This window comes from Nitrospirota bacterium (genome assembly GCA_023229435.1).
GTDB lineage: Bacteria > Nitrospirota > UBA9217 > UBA9217 > UBA9217 > JALNZF01.
Genome location: JALNZF010000014.1, coordinates 1 through 25,105 on the forward strand (window position 1 = coordinate 1; position 25,105 = coordinate 25,105).

A 25,105-nucleotide genomic window follows, 5' to 3' on the forward strand; every position below is an offset into this window, starting at 1 on the left:
AATGATAGAATGTTTCATGACCTGCCTCCTTGGTGTGGCTCTGTATTTGGGAACTGGGTTCCCAAGTATAACCCACGTTGCAAGGGGCAGGTCACTTGATTTTCAACTGTCAACCATTATGTCTATATGTTCTCAGGCAGGACATCTGCACACGTTTCCCATCTCCTATTTCCCACTTTCCTGCTTTCTCTTAGCTATCTCTATCTCACGCAACTCTTTATCGGTAAACCCGAAATAGTGCCCAATTTCGTGGATCACCGTATCCAGGACCACCTTTTCAATCTCCTCGGGCGATTTGGCAACACTCTCGATCGTGCGCTGGTAGATAACGATGCGGTCCGGAAGCATATTGCCGTAATTCCATCCCCTCTTCGTAAGCGGCACTCCCTGATAGAGACCTAATAGCGTACCGGACCGTATCCCCATATCGTTTAACAGCTCATGGGAAGGGAGGTCTTCCACTTCAACGGAGATATTGGCGAGTTTCTTTTTAAACTTTTGGGGAAGTTTGATGAGGGAATTCTGAACAAGTATTTCGAATTCGGGTCGGTCCATGATTATCGATGAGGAAAAGGCGTCTCTCGCAGAGCACGCGGAGAGCGCAGAGTTAAATCAAAACCTTTAAGTATTGGTTTTAACCCAGAACTTTGTCAAGCTTTTCTCTGCGAACTCTGCGTCTCTGCGAGAAAATGTCTTGCCGTTTTGAGAAGAATCTGATTCTTTATTTACTAAGACTGAAAAACACTTCCCTGCCCCGATACACTGCCGCGTCTCCCAGTTCTTCTTCGATCCGTATGAGCTGATTGTACTTGGCGATGCGGTCCGTGCGAGAGAGAGATCCTGTCTTGATCTGTCCGGTGTTCGTCGCAACAGCAAGGTCCGCGATGGTCGAGTCTTCGCTCTCTCCGGAGCGATGCGAAATGACGGATGTATAACCCGCACGCTTCGCCATCTCGATGGCATCGAGGGTCTCGGTAAGCGTGCCGATCTGGTTCAACTTGATCAGGATCGAGTTGCCGATCCCTTCTGCGATGCCCTTTTTGAAGATCGAGGTGTTGGTCACGAAGATGTCATCGCCCACGATCTGGACCTTCTTGCCCAACCGGTCGGTCAGGAGCTTCCATCCCTTCCAATCCTTCTCCGACATCCCGTCCTCGATGCTGACGATGGGATATCGCTTCACCCACGCTTCGTAGAACGAGACCATCTCTTCGGATGACATCTTTTTCCCTTCACCCTTCAGATCATAGACCCCGTTTTCGTAAAACTCGCTTGCCGCGGCGTCAATCCCGAGAAAAACATCCTGCCCCGGCTTGTAACCGGCCTTTTCGATGGCCTCAAGGATCACCTGCACCGCCTCTTCGTTCGATTTAAGGTTCGGGGCAAATCCACCCTCATCGCCGACCGAGGTATTGTATCCTCTTTTCTTAAGGACTGATTTGAGATTGTGGAACACCTCTGCGCCGATGCGTATCGCCTCGGTGCAGGATGGAGCGCCGGCCGGAATGATCATGAACTCCTGGATATCGACATTGTTGTCCGCATGCGCGCCGCCGTTCAGCACATTCATCATGGGAACAGGCAATTCCTTTGCATTCGGGCCGCCGAGGTAATGGTACAACGGCAGGCCTGCATCCTCCGCGGCGGCCTTGGCCACGGCAAGCGACACGGCAAGCATGGCATTCGCGCCGAGTTTGCCCTTGTTCTCGGTACCGTCGATGTCGATCATGGTCCGGTCGATCACGGCCTGCTCGATGGCATCCATTCCCATGACTGCAGGACCGATCACCTCAATCACGTTGTTCACCGCGTTCTGGACGCCCTTTCCCTGGTAGCGAGTACCGCCGTCCCTGAGTTCAAGGGCCTCGCGCTCACCCGTTGACGCGCCGCTCGGCACAATGGCCCGGCCCATAGCACCGCTCTCAAGGATGACATCGGCCTCCACCGTGGGATTGCCCCGCGAATCCAGCACCTCGCGCGCATACACATCGATGATCTCGCTCATGGAACCTCCCTTTCGATAATGTGGAGTGCGGAGTGCCGAGTGCGGAATGAAGACAATCAGCGACTAATTCCGCACTCCGCATTCCGCAATCCGCAATAAACTCACTGCCCCAGGATGAACTGCTTCCCGGCTTCGATTAATTCTTTTATCATTTCCTCGGAAGAGGATTCGACATACACTCGCACCACCGGCTCTGTGCCTGACGCGCGCATCAGGACCCAGCTGTCGTCCTCAAGCATGTACTTGGTCCCGTCTGCGGTGGTCTTCTTACCCTTTACCCGGAGCCCGCCGAACTCGTTCAGGGGTTGACTGAGCCGCGCATATACTGCCGCGTGATTGGCTTCGGTAAGTCGTATATTGACCCGGTCGTTTAAAATGACGCCTACTTCCTTGTAGAGCCTTTTCAGCATATCATGGATGGTTTTTCGTTCGCTGGAGACCATTTCAGCCACCAGAAGACAGGCAAGAATGCCGTCCTTTTCCGGCACGTGGTCCTTGATCGTCATCCCTGCGCTTTCTTCACCGCCGAAGATGATCTTTCCCTGTACCAGCAGGTCTCCGATAAACTTGAACCCCACTCCTGTTTCGTACACCTCTATGCCGTGTTTCTTGGCTACCGCGTCGATGAGATGGGTGGTTGCAATGGAGCGGGCAGCGCCGCCTTTCCATCCCCGGGTCCGACAGAGGTAATCCAGGATCAGGGCAAGGACCTGATTCGGATTAATGTAGGACCCGTCCGGGTCCATGATTCCAAAACGGTCTGCGTCGCCGTCTACCGCCAGTCCGAGGTCAAATCGTCCCTTTTTCATCGTTGCCGAAAGTTCCGCGAGGTTTTCCTCGGACGGTTCGGGAGAGCGTCCGCCGAACAGTGCGTCGCGCTGTCCATGCACGACCGTGACCGCACAACCGGCGTCCCCGAGCACGCTGTCCAGATAGTCCCTGCCCGTCCCGTAAAGCAGATCAACCGCGACCTTCAATTTTGCTTTTTTTATAGGTTCAAAATCGATCTTTTTTCTGAGGTCATCAAGATAGGCCTTGCGGAGATCGGCGTCATCCACCATCCCTTTTTGTCTTGCCTCGGCCAGCGACATGGTTTTTATGGAGTTCTTATCAATAAGAGCGTTGGCCCGCGCTTCAATGTCTTTCGTGGTTTCAGGCAGTGCCGGACCGCCCCAGGCTGCTGAGAATTTCAGGCCGTTGTATTCAGGCGGGTTGTGACTGGCAGTGAAGTTGATGCCTCCCGCGGCCTTTCTGCGAATGATGTCGAAGGCGACCGCCGGGGTGGGGACATCCCTGTTCGAGAGAAAAGAGCGAATCCCGTTCGCCGCAAAGACCCTGACGGACTCCGCGGCAAACCGCTCGGACAAAAAGCGCGTATCATATCCTACGACCACGCCCTTGTCTTTCAGCCCCTGTGCAATAAGGTGGTCGGCGATCGCCTGGGTCACCGCCCGTACTCTGCTGAAAGTAAAATCATCAGCGATCACGCCGCGCCAGCCCGAAGTACCGAACTTTATTTTTTCAATCGCCATATAAAACAAAAAATATCACAAATAATCATTCATTGCAACTTAAAACAATTGAATTCGCAAACCACTCCCCCTCACCTCGGTCCTCTCCCTCGTTGGGGAGAGGAAACTCCCTCGCCCCTTGCGGGAGAGGGCGGGGGTGAGGGGTCTATTCATCGGTGATAGCGGTTATCTTATCGATAGATGTCAGATCCTTATTATTTCCGCTTTCAACTCGTCCCCCACCTCAAGGAGGGCAACGGAATTATACGGCGCATGCCGTTTATCGGTCGGGCTTCCCGGGTTCAGAAAATACACGCCGTTCACCTTTCCCCAGAAGGGCGTGTGCGAATGCCCGTAGACGATCAGGTCTATATCATCGAACTCTTTCCTGATCATTTCTCGCTGGAGCTCTATCTTATATTTACCGTGAATAAGGCCAACGCTGTATTTCCCGAGGGGAATGACCTTTTTATCCGGAAGATGCAAATGGACCTCGGAGCCGTCCATGTTGCCGGCGACCGCCTCGACGGGCGCAATGGTCCTGAGTTCATCGAGCACCGACATCTCGAGGATATCGCCTGCGTGGAGAATGAGGTCGACGCCCTGAAAGACTTGAAAGACAACTGCCGGCAGGGACCGCATGATGGCGGGAACGTGGGTATCGGAAATCACGCCGACTCTCATAATGGGCGCGCTGTTCTTTTCTTCAGCTCCTCTTCGATATTCCGGAGCGCGATCTCTTCCTGTTCCTTGGTCTGCATATTCCGGAGCACCGCCATCCCGCTCTTCATTTCCTGTTCACCGATGATCAGCGTATGGCCGGCCCCGGATTTGTCCGCTTTCTTCATCTGGCTCTTGAGGCTCGCGCCCATGTAATCCATCTCAACGGGTATCCCGGACGATTTGAGGCGATGGATGATCGGAAGTACCAGCGCCACCGCGTCCGGTCCCAGCGCGGCGATGAAAAGCGCGGGTCGGGGAAACACTACTCTGCCGGTATCCATGAGTGATATCGCCCGCTCGACGCCGAGCGCAAAACCGATCCCCGGGGTTGCGGGGCCGCCGATCTCCTTGACCAGGCCGTCGTACCTGCCTCCGGCGGCCACGGTGTTCTGCGCGCCCAAATGGCCCATCACCAGTTCGAATGTCGTGCGGGTATAATAGTCGAGTCCGCGTACCAGACGTTTATTGACCTCGAATGGAATGCCGAGCGTCTTAAGCCCTTGTTCCACGGTCTCGAAATGCGATTTGCAGGGATCGCAGAGATAATCGAGCATCACCGGCGAGTCCGTGAACTTGTCCGCATCCACCTTGCAATCCAGAACGCGAAGAGGGTTTGTCTCGTACCGCCGTTGGCAATCCGCGCACAGGGTCGGCAGCTTTGCCGTTAGATACTGTTTGAGTGCGTCCCGGTATGCACCCCTGCACTCGCTGTCTCCCAGAGAATTGATCTGCAGGCTCAAGCCGCTGATGCCGAGTCTGGCGAAAAGTGTGTGCAGCATCGCCAGGACCTCGATATCGACATGAGGGTGGTCGAGTCCAAGCGCCTCAACGCCGATCTGGTAGAACTGGCGGTACCGGCCTTTCTGCGGACGCTCATGCCGGAACATGGGGCCGAGGTAATACAGCTTCGTAAGCTGGGCATCGGCATACAGTTTGTGTTCAATGAACGCGCGCACCACGCCGGCGGTCCCTTCCGGCCTGAGCGTGATCTTTCTGCCGTCGCGGTCCTCAAAGGTATACATCTCCTTCTCAACAATGTCCGTTGACGCGCCGATGCTCCGGGCGAACAGTTCCGTATATTCGAACACCGGGACCCGTATCTCGGTGAACCCGTAGTCCTCGAACAGCTTGCGCGCCGTCGCTTCGAGGTATTGCCACACCGGCATGTCCTGCGGCAGCACGTCTTTCACGCCTTTGATCGCCTGGATCGACATTCAGACTCCTTTTATCATTGTGGATTCCCGAATATGCTCACGATAATGTCTTGATTGATACACGATAGTGGCCGGATATGCCGCAATACCTAGCGCTGCAGCGGAATACCGTTACGCATGGCCAGGTTATTGCGTGCATGATTTCGGTGAGCTCGAATGGTCGGCAAATAATCGGCCCGTCCCTGTTTTGCGATGACTTTGCGGATGACTTCAGTATAGAACACGCAAGAAGCGGTTGTCAACGATATTGTTCGCAACGGCAACAAGAGAGTGTATCCTATGACCCCTTGAGGCGGTCAGATAGTATGTATATTTTCAAACGACACCATTGACTTTAACTCGACTATTGATCATAATAACATCAGTTCCCTGAGTGATGAGCGGGTCGGATGATCCCTGAAGGAAGGACCGGTACTTGCGAGATGATTGGAAACCCCATGCATCAAAAAGGTTTCGCGATATCAGCAGTGCTCTCTCTTCTGTTCCTGGTCCACCTGGAGCTGTCTGTCCATGCCGCGCCGCCCATCCCTTCCGCCGCAGAGGCGCCCCAGCCCGGCCCCGCAAAGAGTGAATTCAGCATGGGTGTTTTCCCCTTTCTATCGCCCTCGATCATCGAAAGTATCTTTGCGCCGGTCGCCGCGGAATTAGGTCTGGCCCTTGGCCGCCATGTTCATATGTACAGCGCTTCGTCCTTTGATATTTTTATGGAACGATTACAGCGCCGGAAATACGATATCGCCCATGTACATCCTTTTGACTACGTTCGTATCGCGGCCCCGGCGGGATATCTTCCCATAGCCACCCGTAATGAGAAACTCTCCATGCTGTTCGTCGTGCTTGATAACAGCCCCATTCGCTCAGCCCGTGACCTCAAGGGGAAGACCATTGGCATCGCGTCATCTCTGTCGACCGCCGACTATCTGGCAAGGATAACGCTGAATCAGGCAGGCTTCCGATTGGGGAAAGACGTTACCCTGAAATATTTCAGCGATCATCTTTCGTGTCTCCAGCAGCTCCATATCGGGACCATCAGCTCCTGCGCCACGACAAGCGCCGTCATGCGAGTTTTTGAGGCCCGGAATAACGTGAAACTGCGGGGATTCATGCGGTCGCCGTTGGTCCCCCATACCCTGTTTGTTGTCCACTCCCGGGTGCCGCAAAAGGACCGCGACACCATCACCAGGACCATTCTCTCCACAACGCTTTCCGAGGTCCCGAAAGATCTGAAAGAACTGTTCGTGGAACAAAATGGCAAATACTTCAAGCCCGTTACGGATGCCGACTATGACATAGTGCGTACCTATCTTGACCGCCTGGAAAAAGAATGAAGCGGACCCTCTCCCTGAAATATCGCATTGCCTCGATCATCATCCTGCTGGCGGGGCTCATGATCGTGGCCGTGCTCTGGCTGTCGCTCTCCTTGTCGGTCTCGTCCAGGCACCGGGAACTCGCCGTAAAAGAAGACGCCTATCTCATGCTCCTGAAGGACGCCTGCCACGCAGCCCTGATCAAGGAAGAATACATGGATCTTCAGCCTTATATAGCGGGGCTCCGGCAGGACCCGCAGGTCGAGCACATAATCCTGGCTGACCGCAACAACCTCGTCCTTGTCAGTACGGACCCCTCCGAGGTGGGTCGCCCGATGCCGGCGCTGGACCGCGAAGTTGATCATGTCTGGCGCTCCCAGGAAATCACCAATCCGACGGGCAGGCTTGGCCTCCTTGCCATGCGGTTTTCGGAAACCGCACTCAAGACTGCGTACTATCGGACGCTCATCTTCAGCATCCTCATTGCCATCGGCGGCTTGACCGTCATGGCGTTCGTCGGTCTGTGGCTCGGAACACTCCTGACGAAACGTCTGGAAGTCCTGGCGGGCGCCGCTCGCCAGATGGCGGAGGGGGACCTGAGCGTTGCCCTTGCCGCCGACGGCGCCGATGAAGTGGCCGAATTGAACCGGCTGTTCAACACGATGGCGGGCAGACTTGAGACTACTATTAAAGACCTTAAAGACGGCGCCGAATATATTCACGCGCTTATGAACAAGGCCCTTGACGCCATTGTTACCATCGATGAGCAGGGCGCCGTCGAGTTGGCCAATCCGGCGGCGGAAAAAATCTTCGGATATTCTTCGGATGAGTTGTTCGGAATGAATATTTTTAAGTTGCTGCCCGGACTCCCGACAGAACAGGGGGAGAGTTCTGCATTACACTCTTTGTCGGCTATAGGGAGTACATCCGATGTAACAGCGCAAAGAAAGGACGGCACACGCTTCCCGGCAGAGCTGTCGGCGAGCGAAATGTGCCTGAGAAACAAGTGCGTAACCATCGCCATTATCCGCGATACAACGGACCGCAAGCAGGCCGAGGAGGAAAAACAAAAGCTCCAGTCCCAGTTGCTGCATGCCCATAAGATGGAAGCCGTGGGCCAGCTCGCGGGCGGCATCGCCCACGACTTCAACAACATTCTTACTGCCATCATCGGCTACGGCAGCATTATCCTCATGAAGATGGGCGCCGATGATCCCCTGCGGTCCCATATGGACCAGGTCCTCAAGGCCGCGCAACGGGCGGCCAACCTCACAAAAGGCCTTCTCACCTTCAGCCGGAAACAGGTCATCAATCCCCAACCGGTACAGCTGAACACCGTTATCGAACAGGTGGAAAAGCTCCTCCTCCGGCTCATCGGTGAGGACATTGCGCTCAAGACCGTCCTGACAAATAAAACCACCCTTGTGCTGGCCGACACGGGACAGCTCGAGCAAGTACTGATCAACCTTGCCACCAATGCCAGGGACGCGATGCCCAACGGAGGGGACCTCACCATCGTGACGGACCATGCCGATATCGACGAGCGTTTCATCCGCACTCATAGCTTCGGGAAAAAGGGCAGTTACGTTACGGTATCTGTTATGGATACCGGTTTCGGCATGGACGAAAGCACCCGGCAGAAGATCTTCGACCCGTTCTTCACTACCAAAGAAGTGGGCAAGGGCACCGGACTCGGCCTCGCCATCATTTACGGCATCATAAAGCAGCACAATGGATTCATCCGCGTCTCCAGTGAACTCGGCAAAGGGACGACGTTTACGATCTATCTGTCTCTCATAAAGACCACTGCGAGATCAGCGGCCCCTTCAGAGCTGGCCGCCCAATACATGGGCGGCACGGAAACCATTCTGCTCGTTGAAGACGATGTGACCTTGAAGAACCTGTCCAAAAAGATCCTTGAGGAATCCGGCTATACAGTCATCGAGGCTGAGGATGGTCAGGACGCCATTGACAAATTTCGGACACACTGGAACAGGATAGACCTTCTCCTGACCGACATCATCATGCCGAAGAAGAACGGCCGGGAGGTATACGAGGAGGCGAAGCGGATCGCACCGCGCATCAAGACCCTTTTCATCAGCGGCTATCCCTCCGAGATCATCCGGAATAAGGGCCTGCTCGAAGATGGCCTCATTTTCGTTTGTAAACCCTTCACCCCCCAGGAACTGCTCCAGACAGTAAGGACCGTCCTGGACAAGTGACAATGCATTCATGCCCTGATCAACACAACAGCCACACCGTATTGCTATTCCCGATTATTCCCAAAGCCCGCCCTCGAATGATTTATTCGGGGGCCTAAAGCCGGGGGAATCCAGGTTTTTCAGGATAATTACAAATCAAAAACTAAAGGTTTGTTGTCATTCTCCGTCTTATTTCATATCGTTTTGCACCGTGGTTCCGCGCGTTCTACTGCATCTTCTCCACTATTTTTCTGAAATAACGGCAGTTTTCCACAAGATCCGGGCCATGCTTGAACAACCCACCACCAATCAGAAATATCAGGTCCCGACCGTAGGTCTCGAACATCTCCGGCACATTATCGAGGCTCATGCCGCCTCCCGGTGCGGGGAATATCTGTTTGAGATGACCCATCGGCGCCGAGGTTGCGTCTGCAATCTCTTTGCATTCCTCACGGCTGAATGAGAAGCGGCCTCCAAAATTCGGGAAAATGGTAGCGTCCGCGCCCGCCAGTCGTGCAAGCTGGCCGAAGATGACGCCGTGGGAGATGCCGTTCCGGCTGGTCACAAAACTCCCCTGGAACGCCGGATGCGTCAGGGTCGGCAGCGCGAGCGATTCATCGTCCGCCAGTTCCCTCATCAGATCAAAGCCGACCAGTCCCGGCGCAGCCATCAGGCCGCCTGCCCCCGCGTCTTTTGCGATCCTGGCCCTCTTCACGATCTCTCGGTGAGGAGCGGTAATATTCGCCACGTAGATACTGCGTTGACCGGTTTCCCGGTTTGCCTTGTGCACAGCCTCAGCGCACCGTTTTACCCGTTCCTCGAACGGCGAGCAGCTTTGATCGGTCAAGCCATGGTCGTCCTTGATGATGTCCATGCCTCCCAGGACGAACCGGTATGCAAGGTCCGCAAGCTCCTTTGACGAAAGACCCATGGGTTTGATCGCCGAGGAAAGCAACGGTCGCTTTGGGACATTCAAGAGGCTTCGGAGACCCTGCCTGCCGAAACGCGGCCCTTTGAAACAGCGAAGAAGTGATTCAGGGAGAGAGAGATGTTCCACCCTGATGCCGGGTTTGATGCTGCTGTTGCCGAACACGACATTCAGGAACTGCGTCAGTTCGCCTGCCGCTATCTCCACGGCATAGCTGATGACCGCTCTGAAGCTTTCACCGTCCCAGGCGTCGAATGATTCGATCCTTCCAAAGACATGCTCCCTGATGATCCCTTCCGGTACTTCATCAGCGGGAAATTCCACGGTCTGTTCAATGCAGATATCCTCCGCCCTGGCACGAGCGTCTTTCTCGCTGCCGAACAACCGGTAGGTGACGGAGAAGCGGTCGCCGGAAAAGAGCGTGGATGGGGTGCAGGTATTCTGGATAATAGACATCGGATGCGGCTGTGCTCCTTTGATCAAAGAGATTTGATGAACCTACTGTTATTGCATTCGGGCTACCACTCAATGGGGAAATAATCTTTAAGAAATTTTCCGCACCAGTGTTTCCCTGTTGCAATTCCGTCAAAGAAGGGATCGCAGACCCTGGCGGCTCCATCGACAATATCCAGGGGTGGCTGAAAATCATGCACTTGTTGCTTGTACTGGGAAAGCTCCGCGGGATCTTCATCCGTGACCCAGCCCGTATCAACGGCATTCATAAAGATGCCGTCTTTGGCCAGGTCTTCCGCCGACGTATGGGTCATCATATTCAGGGCTGCTTTCGCCATGTTCGTGTGGGGATGGCGCGGGTCTTTTTTGAACCGGAAAAACTTTCCTTCCATTGCCGTCACGTTGACAATATGCTTTTGGCCGGTATAATCACGCCGCATTAGCGATGACAGCCTGTTGCACAGCACAAAGGGCGCCACGGCATTCACCAGCTGCACTTCAAGCATTTCAGTTGTCGGGATCTCTCCCAAACGCAGGCGCCAGCTGTTTGTCTTGCGCAGATCAACCTGTTGAAGATCCGCATCGAGCTTTCCTGCAGGGAATAGTTCCTCAGCCGCGAGCGAGCTGTCGTGGCTATACGGGACCTGTGACAGCCGGGCCGATTCGCGCAAACCGATCCCGGGGTTCTGATTATGCCACGCAACAGGAAGGTCGGAGTTTTGGCCGTTATCGTTCTGACAAAGTGATTGGACCTGTTTCTTGCACTCCTCATGGTCAGCAAGAAGCTTCTGCGCCTCCCTGGACAATACGCTGAAACCGGTTTTTTCATTCTCCATCAGATGGGCATAAAAACCCGGAGGCCGCCTCACCGTCTGAGCGGCATTATTGATCAGGATATCAAGACGCCCGTAGTGCTGTTCCACATAACTTGCGAAGAGTTCAACACTGGGGATATGCCTCAGATCAAGACCATGGATCTTGAGCCTTTCTCCCCATACGGCATATCCCTCTTCTCTGGAGTATCTGAGGGCCGCGTCAACAGGAAAGCGGGTTGTGGCGATCACCGTAGCGCCGGCGCGCAGCATCATCAGAGTCGCCTGATATCCAATTTTAAGACGTGCGCCGGTAATGAACGCGACCTGTCCATGAAGCGACGCGGACTGAAACCGCTTCCGGTAATTCAGGTCACCGCATTTTTTGCACATGGTATCATAGAAATGGTGCAGCCGGGTGTACTCTTCTTTGCATATATAGCAATTGCGCGGCGAATTCAGTTCTTCGCGTTTCTGTTCCGCTTCGAACGAATCACCTTCAATCTGCGCAGGCGCAATAAAAGTTGCATCAACGCGCGCATTACGGATCCCCGTGGAATTTCTGGCGCGCCGGTTTTTTTCGAGAGTTGCCAGACTCTGTGTTTTTCTTGCCGTCTTGTTTCGCTTTTTTCTTTCAGTTCTATCGGGACGGGATATCTCGCCGGTCGCTTTCAGAAGAGCAATCCTTTGTTCTTCCGGAAGATTAGCAAGCTGTTCCGTATCGTTTACGAGATTTGCAAGCAGGGTAATGCAATATTCAATGTCTTCCGACGAGTGTTTCACTTGACTTTATTCTCTTTCATTTTCACTCCGTATTCCGTATTCCGCACTGCTTTTACAGCGCCTCCGCCTTTGCCGCACTGTGCACAGGGGCGACGTGCGTCGCGCTCAACTCATCTTCCGTGATATTGAATTTCCGGCCAACCATTGTTTCCACCGCTTCGACCAGAGAAAGCGCGTCCATCTTGTGTTCCTTCAGAAGATACTGCTTGCTCGCCCCATGACTGAAGGTGTCCTGGAGACCAATCCGGACGAGCTTTTTCGCGATGCCGGATTCGGCCATCTTCTCGGCAATGATGGAACCCAGACCTCCCACAATGGTGTGGTTTTCCATGGTGATTACACCGGATAGGGACCTCGCTATCGCGTCAAGTACGGACTGGTCGTTAAAAGGCTTCAAGGTCGAGATATGCATGTGCTGAATGGATAGGCCGCGCTTCTTGAGCACCTGTATCGCCCGCATGGCCTCCTCGGTCATGATGCCGCTTGAAAGGACGACAAGATCCTTCCCTTCGGTCAGGACGCGCGACTTGCCAAACACCATTGGAGAGTCGAACAGCCGCGGGATCTCGCCGCGCAGCATTCGCACATACACCGGGCCTTTGATCTCCTGCATCAGTTCGAGGACGGATTCCACCTCGGTCGCGTCCCCGCACTCAAGCACCGTCATATTCGGCAACGCACGCATGATCGCGATGTCCTCGATGGCCTGATGCGTCGCCCCGCCCGGTGTAGTGATGCCCGGAAGAAATCCGATCATCCGGACCAACAGATTGGGATAGGCGATGGACATGGCGATCTGATCGTATGCGCGGCGATAGATAAACACCGCAAAGGTATGCACAAAGGGGATGAACCCTTCCCGCGCAAGGCCGGCCGCAAAGCTCAGCATGTTCTGTTCCGCAACGCCCATGGAGAGAAAGCGGTCGGGATAGGTCTTGCGAAAAAGGTCGATCTCGGTCGAGCTGGTAAGGTCTGCTGAAAGGACAAGCACCTTCGGCTTGTCCGCGGCCCACGCGACGAGGTTCTTCGCGTGTACCTGCGAGACGATCTCAGGGCCTCCCATTGCTTTTGGCTCAGCTGTGCGGGCAGACGGAAGGGCAAGCTTCTGTCCGCACATTTGCTCATAGGCAGCCGCGTATTGTTCCTTTTCCTGCTGAGACGTAAAGCGGACGTAGTGCATCTTCGGAGCGCGTGACTTGAGGACATCGAGTCCCCGCGCGGCGTCCGTATCGCAGAGAACAACGATCGGCCTTCCATCGGGCGTTAATTCTCCGGCATCCGCGAGACGTTTGACGTCATGTCCATTCACCCGGAATACCCGGCAGCCGAACGCCTCAAGCCGCTTATCCAGCGGTTCAACGTCCATGACCGTGCTCATCTTGCCGTCGCACTGGAACCCGTTCACATCAACATAGATGATCACGTTGTCGAGCATGTGGAAGGAAAGGGACTGGAGCGCCTCCCAGGTCTGGCCGATCTGGAACTCGCCGTCGGACATGAAGATGAACACCCTGCCCTTCTCGCTCTTTCTCTTTCTGGCCATGGCAATGCCTGCCGCCTGGCTGATTCCCTGTCCGAGCGAGCCGGTCATGGTCTCCATGCCCGGCGAATGTTCGGCGCCGATCATTTCGACCGAGCTTCCATCCCTGTTGAACTGGAGAATCCCCTCCTCCGCCATGCGGCCGGTCTCGATCAGGGTCGCGTAGAGCACCAGTGCGTATTGGGCCGGTGAGAGAAAGAAGCGGTCATGATCCGGACCCGGTCCGTTGAATGATGCGCCGGTAAAGTAATTTGGGTTGTCCGGCCCAGGCACACCGGGAAACGGCTGGGGCACGAGCGGGGTCTCGATCGCGCCGAGGTCCATGATCTTCACATACAGCGTGGCCAGGATTTCCGCCGACGAACAGGCCTGGGAGAGATATCCCCCATTGTTTCTGATCGTATGTTCCAGCACGCGTTTCCGTATGCCCGCGGCTACGCGCTTCACCTCGTCCTGCCAGCTCGTTGATCCTTTTTTTCTATCAACAGACTTCATGACTCCCTCAAATATTCCTCGCCTCGCGTTGTCAAGATTTAACCACAGAGTACACAGAGAAGATCTTGATTGAATGGATGAACTGCCTCCGTGTCCTCTCTCCCCTCTGCGCCTTGGTTGTTTTACCAGTTCCATTGATTGTTCATTATCTTTAAATCGCGAGAACGCTGAGGATATTATTGATAAATAAACTCAAGGTGTTTTTCCCCAAGACATTCCTCAGTGCCCTCTGTGGTGAATCAGCGTCAATAAAATTGAAAAAGGCCATCCTCTCTTTCTTGATTTTGAACCGGTTGGAGCAACTGATAAACTCAACCGAAGAAAGGAGCATAGCCGTCAGAAAGATTGCATCTACTCAGGTCAATATCTGTTAGCCACGAAAGGACGCAAGGATCGCAGAGAGATATAAAGCTGAAATACATGGTTTCAGGTTTTTTCTTTGAGTTCTTTGCGTTCTTTTGCGGCCAATCTGATTAGTTACGAAAGATTTAACTAAAAAATGACCAGGGTACTGCCCTTACCCCCGGTGCTTCAATCCCGCGATCTCCGCCATTCGCAGTTCCGCCAGGTGGGTCTTTCCCTGCCGAATAAGGTCGATGACATCGGAGTCCACAAGCGCCTGAAAGATCTTCTGTCGTTTTTTCTCATCAGAGATCTCTTCAATTACCCGAGGCCGGATCGCTGACAGCTTATCGAGAAAGACCTCATACTCCGCGCCGTACCTCTGTTCGATATCCTGCCTGATCTTCTTCGCCAGCGCCGGGCTTGCGCCGCTCGTGGAGATCGCGATCAGGAGATCGCCCCGCTCCACCACGGAGGGCACAATAAAACTGTTCGCTTCGGGAGGCACGGCCACATTCACCAGCATATGTTTTTTCCTGCATGCCGCCGCCACAAGGGTGTTTACCTCGGGCGATGGGGTCGCGGCGATCACCAGGAACTCGCCGGAAAGGTCTTTTTCCTCGTACTGCTTCTGGAGATGGGTGATCTTACCGGTGTCGGAGAGTTCGCGCAGTTTCGTCGTGAGCGCGGGGCTTATGATCGTTACCTCGGCCCCCGCTTCAAGGAGCGCGAGCGCCTTGCGCTCGGCCACCGTGCCGCCGCCGATTACCACGCAGGGCCGATCGCGCAGATCCAAATATACGGGATAATATTTCATGGCAGGTGCAGTTTCTCGATGTTATACAGCGCCGTCTTCTTCATGGCCGGATATTTTTGTGCGAGGGTCTCGAACCGGGCGCGCGCCAGGTCCTTCTCGCCAAGTTCCCTGTACGAAAGGCCCGCGTAGTAAAGCGCGTCCTTTTCCGAACGCGTGTCAGGGTAATCCCTCAGCAGTTTCTCGCACCTTCCCACAGCCGCTTGATAAGACCCTTTCTTGTAGTAGAACCGTGCGACATAAAGTTCGTACTCCGCGACCCAGTCCGTGCAGATGGAAATATATTTCCTCGCCTGATCTTCATAGCCGCTTTTCGGATATTTTTCGAGGACCTTTTGCATCTCTCTGATCACGGCATGGGCAGGCGCGGGGTCGCGGTCAAAGGTCGTGAGGTCTTTGTAGCTGCACATCCCGATCTGATACTGGGCGTATGCCGCGTCCCTGTGCACAGGATGGTAATTCAGGAAAGCCTGGTACTCGACCTGCGCTTCGCTGTACTGTTCCTCGCCGTAGTAGGTGTCGGCGATACGAAGCATCAGGTCGGCGTCGTAACTTTTATCCGGCGACTTTTCCTGGATCTCCTGGTACCCCTTACGGGCCTTTTCAAAGGACTCCGCGCGCATGTTCTTTTCGGCTTCCTTGAACACGGCCACCGCGTCAAAGGGAGGTTCTTTCGACGCGCACCCGGCGAGAAGTGCAAAGATCATTATGATGAGTATTTTTTTCATGAGCGGTTAATTATCAAAATAACAAGCACCACATTCCAATTGTTTCGATAATGCGAATTGTGGATTGGTAAATCATGTATCTACTCAGGCCATATCAGGTCAAAATCTGTTAGCCGCAAAAGAACCCCCGATAAGACATTTCGAGGGCAGGCTCCAGGATCGCAGAGAGAATTACAATGAAATACATGGTTTCAGGTTTTTTCTTTGAGTTCTTTGCGTTCTGCGGCCAATCTGAGCAGTTACAAAATTATTTAATATATTTTTATTTGAAATTTGGACATTCAAAGTATGGTGCCGAAGGGGGGACTCGAACCCCCACAGGATTGCTCCCACTGCGCCCTGAACGCAGCGCGTCTACCAGTTCCACCACTTCGGCACGGGTGACATGATAAAGTGAAAGCCCGCGCTTGTCAAGGACGTTTTTCCCCGGCCCGGCACGTGTCAGCGATACGTTTCAATTTTCACTGGATCGCAGAAAAATCAGCTTGACAACACCCCGGTCGCGTGTTTTAATTCGCCGTGTAGTTATTGAGTTCTCGATCCATTCCAATAGAGTCGCTGACTATAACAATAGCTGATCAAAACCCATGAAACAACTGGAGCGGTATGAATAAAACAGAGCGCATCGAGACGAACCAGGGGTTTATTACGGCCGCTGTCATACTGATTCTGGTACTGACCGGGTCTTCCTTGTTGCGGAACGCCGTTTATCACGAGGAGATCAGATTGTGGGAGGATGTGGTCGCAAAAAGCCCTGGGAAAATGCGCGCTCTGGACAACCTCGGTTCGGCCTATGCGGCCCGGAACAGGTTTGACGCAGCCATAGAAACATACCGCAACGCGATAACGGCGCATCCAAACGCTTCCGTCACCTGGTATAACCGGGGGTTGGCCTATTCCCGCCAGGAAAAGTACGAACAAGCCATCGAGGATTATACCCGGGCAATCTCGTTGGAACCGGCAGGGATCGCGCGTTATTATACGGACCGCGGTTCTGCTTATGCAAAACTGAAGAAATGGGACCTGGCGCTCAACGATTACAACAAGGCCCTTTCCCTCGAGCCTGCGTCTGCCGCTGCCTATGTCAACCGCGCCGCGGTCTATGAGGCCAATGACCAGGGGGCCCTGGCGTTTGCTGACTACAGCAAGGCCATTGAGCTCGATCCCCATTACGCCGCGGCATGGGTCAAGCGTTCTTCATTCTCCATCGCCAAAGGACAGTTCGATAAAGCCATACAGGATTGTTCCCTCGGTATTTCCGCCAATCCTGATTCTTCAGACCTGTATCTCTATCGTGGTTTTGCGCATACCGGTGTTGGAAAGGTCGAGACGGCCATTGAGGATTATACGCAGGCCATTTCCTTGAACCCGGAGTCCGTGGAGGCCTATGCCAAGAGAGGGCTTGCGTACGCGGGGATGGGAAACTACGATGCCGCGATCAAGGATTATGCGCAAGCGATGGCGTTAAGGCCGGACTATGCCGAGGCGTATAACAACCGGGGGCTTGCCCTCGCGGCCACCAAACAGTTCTATGCGGCCATCCAGGACTACAACATGGCCATTTCCCTGAAACAGGACAATCTTGACGCCTATCTGAACCGCGGGGTCGCCTATGCCATGAGCAACAGGCATGCCGACTCGGTAGCGGATTTCAGCATCGTGATCAAGTTGGCGCCAAAGGACAACCGGGGCTATGCGAACCGGGGCATTGCCAATTATCAGAAAGGATTGATCAAGGAAGCGATACCGGACCTGCGGAAGGGCTGCGATCTGGGGAACCGGAACGCCTGCGGATTGCTGAAGAACGCTCTTCAGCAAAGGAAATAGTCATCCTCGAGTGATTCTATCGGGGATATTGTTTCCAGAACAAACCGGAACTAAAACGTAAAAAAAAGGCATCTCTCGCAGAGGCGCAGAGAACGCAGAGTTAATTCATGATTATTGAGTCTTGGTTCTAACCCAGAATATTTATTGATTTTTTCTCTGCGAGCTCTGCGCCTCTGCGAGAAATATTCCTGCCGTTTGATGTAGAATTTGATTCCTTGGACATATTCCCCCTCACCTCGGTCCTCTCCCTCCAGGGGAGAGGAGTTTAACATTAGCTTCCATACTGGAAAGCCACGCGTATTTTCATCGTGTCAGGCGGGATGATGATCCGGGAGAATTCCGCATAAAAGATCTCAAACCCTTTTCGGTACAGAATGACATTGTCCGCAGCTTTTCCCGCGGCCCATCCTTTCGGCACGAGCGCCCTCTTCAGACCAGTTGCATAATACGATTTGACCTTGTCGTAGTCGTTCTCACGTTGGACAGGCACTTCGTATATAGCGGCAAGCAAAGGGCTGTCCTTTGATTTCTTTCTAACCTCAACGAACGTTACGCCTTTATACATCGGGATACCCATTCCCGAGAGTTTTTTTCTGAAGGCATCCTGGTCCGCAGCACTGACCGGCTGGACGTCTTCCTGCCGCATTACAGGCTTCTTTTCCTGAGCGCCCTTCCCTGTATCTGAACACCCTATGACAGTCATAATCATGATAATTATGATAAAATTCCAACTTTTAATTTGTTGTCCTGGCATCTGAATGTTACCTCTCAAAAAGTAATATGGTTTCGTCGAATAGATTCAAGCCCTGCTCACAAGAAAAGGGGGATCCGAATGGATCCCCCTTGAGTGGTAGCAATACAGAAGTTGGTTTAGTTGCTCAATTGCCGCACAACATTGCTGACGGCACTGCCTGTGGTGATGTTCTGGAGTTCGCTGCCACCTTCATTCAACGTCAATCCCGAGTTCGCCTGCGTGCTCTTAATGATAAATGGCTGATTAGAGGCCGCAAGAGATGTGAACGTTACAACCGATCCGGCACGGTCAGCCGTCGTTCCTGTGATGGCAGAATTCGGCGTCAACGTCATGGTCAGTCCGTCGGCGGAGAGAACAGCCTGGAAATCGAAATTAGTATTCGTATTATTTGACGCCAAACCAGCAGCATTAAATCCGGTCGTGGTCAGAATGATCGGCTGGTTGAACGTTACGGTCAGAACCCCGCTTGCCGTGACAGAACCCGGTGCCTGGTTCGATGCGGCGGTTGCATAGAGCGCATTATTCGTTACTGCCATATTCACCACGCGCGTTGTGGAAGCTGTACCAACAATAAACGCCGCAGGTGTGTTTGCAGCAAGCTGCATACCACCGATATTTATGGGTTCAACCGAGACTCTGTAGCCGCCGCCCAGAACCAGGTCTGCACTGCTGAATGTTGCCAGACCTGAGGCATTCGTAGTGGTGGTAAGGCTTGTATACAGACCGGCAGCTGGAATAAGCCGGTTACCCGTATAAGCAGTCTCGGTGTTGTTGGCTTCATCCTGCTGCAGAAGGACCGTTGCATTCGGGACCACGTCTCCCTGAGGATCGTAAACATATACACTCACGTCACCGGCTGTAGTTCCGAGCGGGAAGAGATAAATGTTCCCGATCATATTGATCACCGTATTCAGAAGGTCATTGTTACCGCTAAAGTTAACAACGGCCTCAATCGTGCTAACATTCGCTTCAAATCTCTGATACCCGGACTTTACAACAACGATCTTGAACGTGATCTCGCCAGTATTGATGTCAACCGGAATGCCTGAAAAGGCATATTCACCGCACAGAGGACTGTTTATGTCACGATCGAGTTTATCAGCCCCGCGGTTTTCAGTGCCCTGGATCAACCAGATATTGAGTTCGCCGTCAGCATCATTGCCGATAGAGCCACCGGTGACAGCATCCATGATCTTGCCTTGGAGCGTTCCGGTCTTATTATAGTCCTGAGTTGGAAGCTGAGAATTAGTTGTCGAACCATTGTCTGTCTTCCCGCAGCCGACAAAAAGCATGGTCGCTATAAGCAGAAGGCCCAGTACAACAAAGAGTTTTTTCATTGTTTGTCTCTCCCTTTCAATAAGAAATTTTTAAAATTGATACTGCCGTAACAACCTGATGACTAAACATGGATGCAATTGTTGAATAAAACAGTAGTCTTTGCTGTGATCACCCCCTCCTTATCATATTTACAGTAAAAACAGACTCTTCAAATCAATATTCTGCTGAATCTAAAATATTTTCTTGAATTATCCCGGAGTGAGTAAGAGTGATTCTATCGGTTAAATGTTACTTCCAGCTTTGATTTTATCATCATTATCCATCTTGTCAAGTAGATATTCACTTTTTATGGCCATATCCGGGGCATGTTCAAAGAAAAGAGCGACTATTCTTTCCTCATACGGTCATGGCAGTAGGGAAAGATAGTTCAATAATTTCTTTCTCGTCCCTTCATCAGCCTGGGCCCTCACATGTCCGGGCATTGCGGGCACCCAGAATTCCCTGGGCAACAGGGCGGCATCGTACAATTGACGGCCATGGTGTTCGGGGACTATATCGTCAGCCCTCCCGTGGATAATAACGATCGGGACAGGCGCGATTCTATGAACATAATTTATCGGGCTGAAGTCATCGTTGATCAGCAAGGAAAGCGGGTACTGAAACGGCCAGCCAATGATGGAATCCGAGATCTTTTCCCGCGCAATGGCACGATAACTCGAGAACACACTATCCAGGATGAGCGCTTTCACCCTGTATTTATGAGGCGAATTCGCCACAGTGTAGACAGCCACTGCGCCGCCGAGGCTTTTCCCGAAGATAATGATATTGTCATACTTCGCGCGCGGCAGCGTAAAAAGAAGCGTTTCGAGCGCGGCCTCGGCGTCAAGCTGGATGCCTTTCACATCCGGACTGCCCTCCGACCTTCCGTACCCGCGGTAATCGAAGATGAAAAGATTGTAGCCCGCGTCGATCAGCCACAAGTCGAGCATCACATGGGTGCTGAGGTTCTCCACATTGCCGTGGCAGATGAGGATGGTACCGCGCTCTTCACGCGCCCTGAAATACCATCCATGCAGGGTCAGGCCGTCAGAAGATCTGAAGTAAACATCGGATGGTGAATACTTTAGTATTGCGGGGTTTATGACAAGTTCTTTTGTTGGTTTGAAAAATAGATGAGTACAGCCGGGGGCGAGCAGGATGATTGAGAGAAGAATAAATATTAATGCGGACCTGGAGACGAGTGTTTGGATAAGAATGGGCACGGATATTGTGGATGTATAAAGCGCCTTCACAGATATTTTTTAGCATGTTCCTGACAGACATGTCAATGGATTTTCTAACAATCCGCTTGCAATGTTTGATAGCAGGGATTAATATCTTTAACACTGAAAAATAATAAGGAGAAAGGGAGAAGATGGAGAAATGGGGGAAAGATCGATCCAGTACGTCGTTGACCCGATAGAGATCAGGGGTTCGTTTCTCCTTTTCTCCAATATCCCCATTTCCCCTTAATCTTTTGATTTGTTATCAGCGATAGTACGCTGTCCAACATTTGTTGCTATGAGCCAAAATAATTTCTTTTCCATGAATCGGTCGTCAGACATGATGATCGACCTCAAATCCCTCACTCCCCGTGAAATGGACCTGTTCTGCACGCGTACGCTGGGACAACGGGCCGGCCAGGGGACCCGGGTCGCTGTCCGGCTTTACCGGAAGAAGATCGAAGATATCGATTCCATGGCGGACCTGAACAAGCCCTTTCGGGATCAACTGAAACGCGCCTGTACAATATCCGCGCTCGCGATCAAGCAGCGCAGCACGTCCGACGACGGCACACAGAAACTGTTGTATCAGCTGGATGACGGGAACACGATCGAAGGCGTGCTCATCCCCGGTCCGGGCGGACGGCTCACGCTCTGCGTTTCGTCACAGGTCGGTTGCGCATCGGGCTGCGGCTTCTGCCTCACCGGCTCAAGCGGACTCGTGCGGAACCTCACGGTTTCGGAACTCGTGAACCAGGTATTCGCAGCATGGAGCATCGTCGGGGACAAAACGATCTCGAACATCGTATTGATGGGCACCGGCGAGCCGCTCAGTAATTATGAAGCAGTCAGAACGTTCATCGAGATCGCCACGGACCGGAACGGGATGGGGTTCTCGCCCCGGAAGGTGACGCTCTCTACCTGCGGACTCGCGCCGATGATCGAGAAACTCGCGGATGACGGTGTGGAGGTGAGCCTTGCGGTTTCGTTGAACGCTGTGACGGATGAGATGCGGGACACGATGATGCCGGTGAATAAAACGTATCCGCTCGCGCGGTTGATGCAGGCAGTGCGGTATTACTGCGACAAGACCGGCAGGACGGTGACAATAGAATATGTGCTCTTCAAGGGAATTAATGATTCAACAAATGATGTGAAACTGCTTATGGAGCTGCTAAAGGACCTGCCCTGCATGATCAATATCCTGCTCTTCAACCCCTTCCCCGGTTCGTCTTTTGACCGCCCCGATGAACAGCGGGCCTTCTTCTTCCGTGATACCCTCGTGAATAACGGCTACGTGGCCGTGGTCAGGAACAGCCGCGGCCGCGACATCCACGCGGCCTGTGGCCAGCTCAGGGCGGCTTCATCAAGGGACTGATTCAGGCCCATTTGGTTCTTAGTACTGCAGCAAACCTTTTTCGTCATTCCCGAATGCCTTGGTTCGAGCCTGCCCCGGGGAGCCTGCCCTCGAACGGTTTAATCGGGGGATTAAAGCCGAGGGGAATCCAGGTATTTCAAAACTTTCTAGATTCCGGGTCAAGCCCGGAATGACGGATTAAAGACATAACAGACCAAGATTCCAACAATAGTTTGCTGTAGTATTAGCACGGTTTCTCATTCCGTTTCATCTTCCTCAGTTTCTCAATCATCCCGGCCATGTCCTCCGGCGGCGGGGCGATGAACGTCATCGGTTTTCGGGTGTCCGGATGGAGAAACGAAAGCGATTCCGCATGAAGCATCTGGCGGGTGATGATGGTTTCTCCGAAATGTGTCGCTTTCCCGCCGCCATACACCCGGTCGCCGAGCACTGGATAGCCGATATGCGCCAGGTGCACGCGGATCTGGTGCGTGCGGCCGGTCTTGATCTCCACCTCCACCAGCGTTGCTTTTGGGTATCGCTCCTTCACCGTGAACAGGGTGATTGCCTCGCGTGCCATGTTCGTGTGCACGCTGATCTTCTTCCGCTCCTTCACATGGCGGCCAAGGCCGACCGCGATCGTTCCTGATCCTTTCTTGATCACGCCCGCGACCAGCGCGATGTAGCGCTTCTTGACCACACGGTCCTTGAACTGCATGGACAACGAGCGGAGCGCCTCCTGTGTCCGGGCCACGACCATGACTCCCGAGGTGTCCTTGTCCAGGCGGTGCACGATGCCGGCGCGTTCGCGCGCGTCCCCTTCCGTGCCCGGGCTTCGAGACGGCAGGCTGCCGTAATGATACAACAGCGCGTTCACGAGCGTGCCGGTATAGTTCCCGGGCGCGGGATGCACCACGAGACCCGGCGGTTTGTTCAGCACGACAATGTGGGAATCTTCGTAGAGAATGGAAAGCGGGATCGGTTCGGGCAGGACGTCGTGGAATTTTCTTTCCGGGAGCTCGAGCGTGATGTTTTCACCAAGCTTTACCTTATACCCCGGCTTTTCCTGCTTGCCGTTCACGAGCGCAAGGCCGCTCTTGATCAGGGTCTGGATGCGGTTGCGGGAGATGTGCGGCTCGTAATGCGCAATATAGATATCGAGGCGCTTGCTGACGTGCTTTTCAGTGACCATGTGAGTGATAAGAGGCATAGATATGGCTAAATGCAAATTTCAAAATGCAAAAGTAATAACGCAAAATAATGAGGCGGTGCAAATCAATTTGCAATTTGCATTTTGCCTTTTTCATTTTGCATTACGTGTCTTCCCCAGCTTCCACAGCATAAACAGAGAGAACCCGAACAGGAACACCGCGATGATCTGCGACGTGGAGACCACGCCTCCGAAGTACAGGCCGCGATCCGCATCCCCCCGGAAAAACTCCATGATGAACCGCAGGACCGAATAAAAGAGCGGGTAGAGCCAGAAGAGCTGGCCATCGAACTTTCTGTGCCGCCACAGGACCATCAGAATTCCGAAGATCAGGAACTCGCCTCCGGACTCCATAAGCTGGGTCGGGAAAAGCGACACCCCCAGGGGCGCAAGCGAGTGCGAATCATGGAAGGTTATGCAAACCGGACCGCTGCACAGGGATCCGTAACAGCATCCGGCGAAAAAACAGCCGAGCCTGCCGAATGCGTGTCCAAGAGCGATGTAAGGCGCCACGATGTCCGCGATCTTCCAGACCGGTAGTTTGTGCTTCCGCACGTACCAGATCCCGACAGGGACGGCGGCGATCAGACCTCCATAGAACACGAGCCCCCCCTTCCAGATCGCGAAGGCATCCAGCGGGTTCGCGGTGAATTCCCGCAGCGTTGTCAGTACATAAAGGGCCCGTGAGCCGACAATGGCCGCGATAAGCAGGTAAACGCCCATGTCCATGATGCGGTCAGGATTGATACCCTCCTTCCTGGCACGCCGCGACGCCAGCAAAACAGCAAGGAGGAAGCCGATACCGATCATCAGGCCGTACATCCTGATCGGAATGGGGCCCAGCGTCCAGCTCCCGATCGTGATTCCGGGTATTTCGAACAGTATAGGGTGCATGATGAGCCTTTCCTGCCCCTCACCTTAGTCCTCTCCCCGGCGGGGAGAGGGTGGGGAGAGGGGGATTCCGTAGGAATGTAACAATAATTACTTCGTTTGGATTGGCGCTTGTGATTTGGCGCCTGCCCCGAACAGCATCTCGATCGCCAGCAGTACAACACCGAGCGTAATGGCCGAATCCGCCACGTTGAACGACGGCCAATAGTACGATTTCACGTACCACTGGATGAAGTCCACCACCTCACCGTACCTGATACGGTCGACCACATTGCCCATTGCCCCGCCCGCGATGAGCGAGAACGCATACACCGTGAGCCGATCGCGTGTTTTCACGATGAGTGCGATGATCACCGCTATGGCAACGATCGTGACCGCGATGAAGAACGCGCTCCTCCAGAACTCCGGCAGATTGGAAAGAATGCCGAAGGCCGCGCCCTTGTTGCGCACATGGGTGATATTAAAGAAGCCGGGAACAACGATGATAACGTCATGCAGCCGGATGCGCGACTCCACGAGATACTTGGTAATCTGGTCCAGGACCAGCACGATGCCCACGATCGATCCTGCTTGGAGATATTTATTTTTCATTCTGCCTCAAATCTTTTCACCACTAAGGCACCAAGACTCGAAGGTGTTCTTAGTGTCTTCGTGTCTTTGTGGTAAAGTT

At 53.5% G+C, this 25,105-nt stretch carries 20 protein-coding genes, 1 tRNA gene and 1 pseudogene; 4 read left to right on the forward strand and 18 right to left on the reverse strand.

Annotation, left to right across the window (positions count from 1 at the left end; genetic code table 11):
* Nucleotides 1–165: 165 nt before the first annotated feature.
* The 5 genes from M0R70_10295 to hisS all read right to left on the reverse strand — a co-directional run bounded on the left by M0R70_10295 (nt 166) and on the right by hisS (nt 5,453).
* A complete protein-coding gene (locus tag M0R70_10295) occupies nt 166–555 on the reverse strand; it encodes a metallopeptidase family protein (GenBank protein MCK9419757.1) in 390 nt (129 codons plus the stop codon).
* Between the two features lie 166 nt (nt 556–721).
* On the reverse strand, nt 722–2,005 hold the full coding sequence (gene eno, locus M0R70_10300; protein MCK9419758.1) for a phosphopyruvate hydratase: 1,284 nt from the start codon (nt 2,003–2,005) through the stop codon (nt 722–724).
* 101 nt (nt 2,006–2,106) lie between these two features.
* Nucleotides 2,107–3,531 (reverse strand): phosphoglucomutase/phosphomannomutase family protein, encoded by a 1,425-nt coding sequence (locus M0R70_10305; GenBank protein ID MCK9419759.1) that lies wholly within the window; start codon nt 3,529–3,531, stop codon nt 2,107–2,109.
* A 189-nt stretch (nt 3,532–3,720) separates the two neighbouring features.
* Complete coding sequence (locus M0R70_10310; protein ID MCK9419760.1) at nt 3,721–4,188, reverse strand: metallophosphatase family protein; 468 nt, start codon at nt 4,186–4,188, stop codon at nt 3,721–3,723.
* Between the two features lie 8 nt (nt 4,189–4,196).
* Nucleotides 4,197–5,453 (reverse strand): histidine--tRNA ligase, encoded by a 1,257-nt coding sequence (gene hisS, locus M0R70_10315; protein MCK9419761.1) that lies wholly within the window; start codon nt 5,451–5,453, stop codon nt 4,197–4,199.
* Between the two features lie 437 nt (nt 5,454–5,890).
* On the opposite strand from hisS, the gene M0R70_10320 reads away from it, so the two are divergent.
* Both M0R70_10320 and M0R70_10325 read left to right on the forward strand, forming a co-directional pair.
* Nucleotides 5,891–6,781, forward strand: coding sequence for a phosphate/phosphite/phosphonate ABC transporter substrate-binding protein (locus M0R70_10320; GenBank protein ID MCK9419762.1), 891 nt, complete (start codon nt 5,891–5,893; stop codon nt 6,779–6,781).
* Complete coding sequence (locus M0R70_10325; GenBank protein MCK9419763.1) at nt 6,778–8,982, forward strand: PAS domain S-box protein; 2,205 nt, start codon at nt 6,778–6,780, stop codon at nt 8,980–8,982. The genes M0R70_10320 and M0R70_10325 overlap by 4 nt, the downstream gene beginning before the upstream one ends.
* 205 nt (nt 8,983–9,187) lie before the next feature.
* Here the strand turns inward: M0R70_10325 and M0R70_10330 are convergent, their stop codons facing one another.
* The 7 genes and pseudogenes from M0R70_10330 to M0R70_10360 form a co-directional block, all read right to left on the reverse strand.
* A complete protein-coding gene (locus tag M0R70_10330; GenBank protein ID MCK9419764.1) occupies nt 9,188–10,345 on the reverse strand; it encodes a RuBisCO large subunit C-terminal-like domain-containing protein in 1,158 nt (385 codons plus the stop codon).
* Between the two features lie 62 nt (nt 10,346–10,407).
* Nucleotides 10,408–11,937 (reverse strand): SDR family oxidoreductase, encoded by a 1,530-nt coding sequence (locus M0R70_10335; protein ID MCK9419765.1) that lies wholly within the window; start codon nt 11,935–11,937, stop codon nt 10,408–10,410.
* Nucleotides 11,938–11,989: 52 nt separating this feature from the next.
* Entirely contained in the window at nt 11,990–13,000 is a 1,011-nt protein-coding gene (locus M0R70_10340) for a transketolase (protein ID MCK9419766.1), read from the reverse strand.
* A 78-nt stretch (nt 13,001–13,078) separates the two neighbouring features.
* A pseudogene (locus M0R70_10345) lies at nt 13,079–13,972 on the reverse strand (transketolase).
* A 517-nt stretch (nt 13,973–14,489) separates the two neighbouring features.
* A complete protein-coding gene (locus M0R70_10350) occupies nt 14,490–15,131 on the reverse strand; it encodes a bifunctional precorrin-2 dehydrogenase/sirohydrochlorin ferrochelatase (GenBank protein ID MCK9419767.1) in 642 nt (213 codons plus the stop codon).
* Nucleotides 15,128–15,856, reverse strand: coding sequence for an outer membrane protein assembly factor BamD (locus M0R70_10355; GenBank protein ID MCK9419768.1), 729 nt, complete (start codon nt 15,854–15,856; stop codon nt 15,128–15,130). Before M0R70_10355 ends, M0R70_10350 begins: the two co-directional genes overlap by 4 nt.
* A gap of 289 nt (nt 15,857–16,145) precedes the next feature.
* Nucleotides 16,146–16,232 (reverse strand) — tRNA-Leu (locus tag M0R70_10360).
* Between the two features lie 230 nt (nt 16,233–16,462).
* On the opposite strand from M0R70_10360, the gene M0R70_10365 reads away from it, so the two are divergent.
* Nucleotides 16,463–17,683 (forward strand): tetratricopeptide repeat protein, encoded by a 1,221-nt coding sequence (locus M0R70_10365; protein ID MCK9419769.1) that lies wholly within the window; start codon nt 16,463–16,465, stop codon nt 17,681–17,683.
* A 271-nt stretch (nt 17,684–17,954) separates the two neighbouring features.
* On the opposite strand, the gene M0R70_10370 is transcribed toward M0R70_10365, so the two are convergent.
* From M0R70_10370 to M0R70_10380, 3 genes are all read right to left on the reverse strand, one after another.
* Nucleotides 17,955–18,329 (reverse strand): hypothetical protein, encoded by a 375-nt coding sequence (locus tag M0R70_10370; GenBank protein MCK9419770.1) that lies wholly within the window; start codon nt 18,327–18,329, stop codon nt 17,955–17,957.
* A gap of 224 nt (nt 18,330–18,553) precedes the next feature.
* Nucleotides 18,554–19,774, reverse strand: a complete 1,221-nt coding sequence (locus M0R70_10375; protein MCK9419771.1) for a hypothetical protein — start codon at nt 19,772–19,774, stop codon at nt 18,554–18,556.
* A gap of 345 nt (nt 19,775–20,119) precedes the next feature.
* Nucleotides 20,120–20,977 (reverse strand): alpha/beta hydrolase, encoded by an 858-nt coding sequence (locus tag M0R70_10380; GenBank protein MCK9419772.1) that lies wholly within the window; start codon nt 20,975–20,977, stop codon nt 20,120–20,122.
* Nucleotides 20,978–21,299: 322 nt separating this feature from the next.
* Between M0R70_10380 and rlmN the strand changes: the two genes are divergently transcribed.
* A complete protein-coding gene (rlmN, locus tag M0R70_10385) occupies nt 21,300–22,355 on the forward strand; it encodes a 23S rRNA (adenine(2503)-C(2))-methyltransferase RlmN (GenBank protein ID MCK9419773.1) in 1,056 nt (351 codons plus the stop codon).
* Between the two features lie 223 nt (nt 22,356–22,578).
* Here the strand turns inward: rlmN and M0R70_10390 are convergent, their stop codons facing one another.
* The 3 genes from M0R70_10390 to lspA all read right to left on the reverse strand — a co-directional run bounded on the left by M0R70_10390 (nt 22,579) and on the right by lspA (nt 25,026).
* Nucleotides 22,579–23,544 (reverse strand): RluA family pseudouridine synthase, encoded by a 966-nt coding sequence (locus M0R70_10390; protein ID MCK9419774.1) that lies wholly within the window; start codon nt 23,542–23,544, stop codon nt 22,579–22,581.
* A gap of 93 nt (nt 23,545–23,637) precedes the next feature.
* Nucleotides 23,638–24,438, reverse strand: coding sequence for a prolipoprotein diacylglyceryl transferase (gene lgt / locus M0R70_10395; GenBank protein ID MCK9419775.1), 801 nt, complete (start codon nt 24,436–24,438; stop codon nt 23,638–23,640).
* Between the two features lie 87 nt (nt 24,439–24,525).
* Nucleotides 24,526–25,026, reverse strand: coding sequence for a signal peptidase II (gene lspA / locus M0R70_10400; protein ID MCK9419776.1), 501 nt, complete (start codon nt 25,024–25,026; stop codon nt 24,526–24,528).
* Between the last annotated feature and the right edge of the window lie 79 nt (nt 25,027–25,105).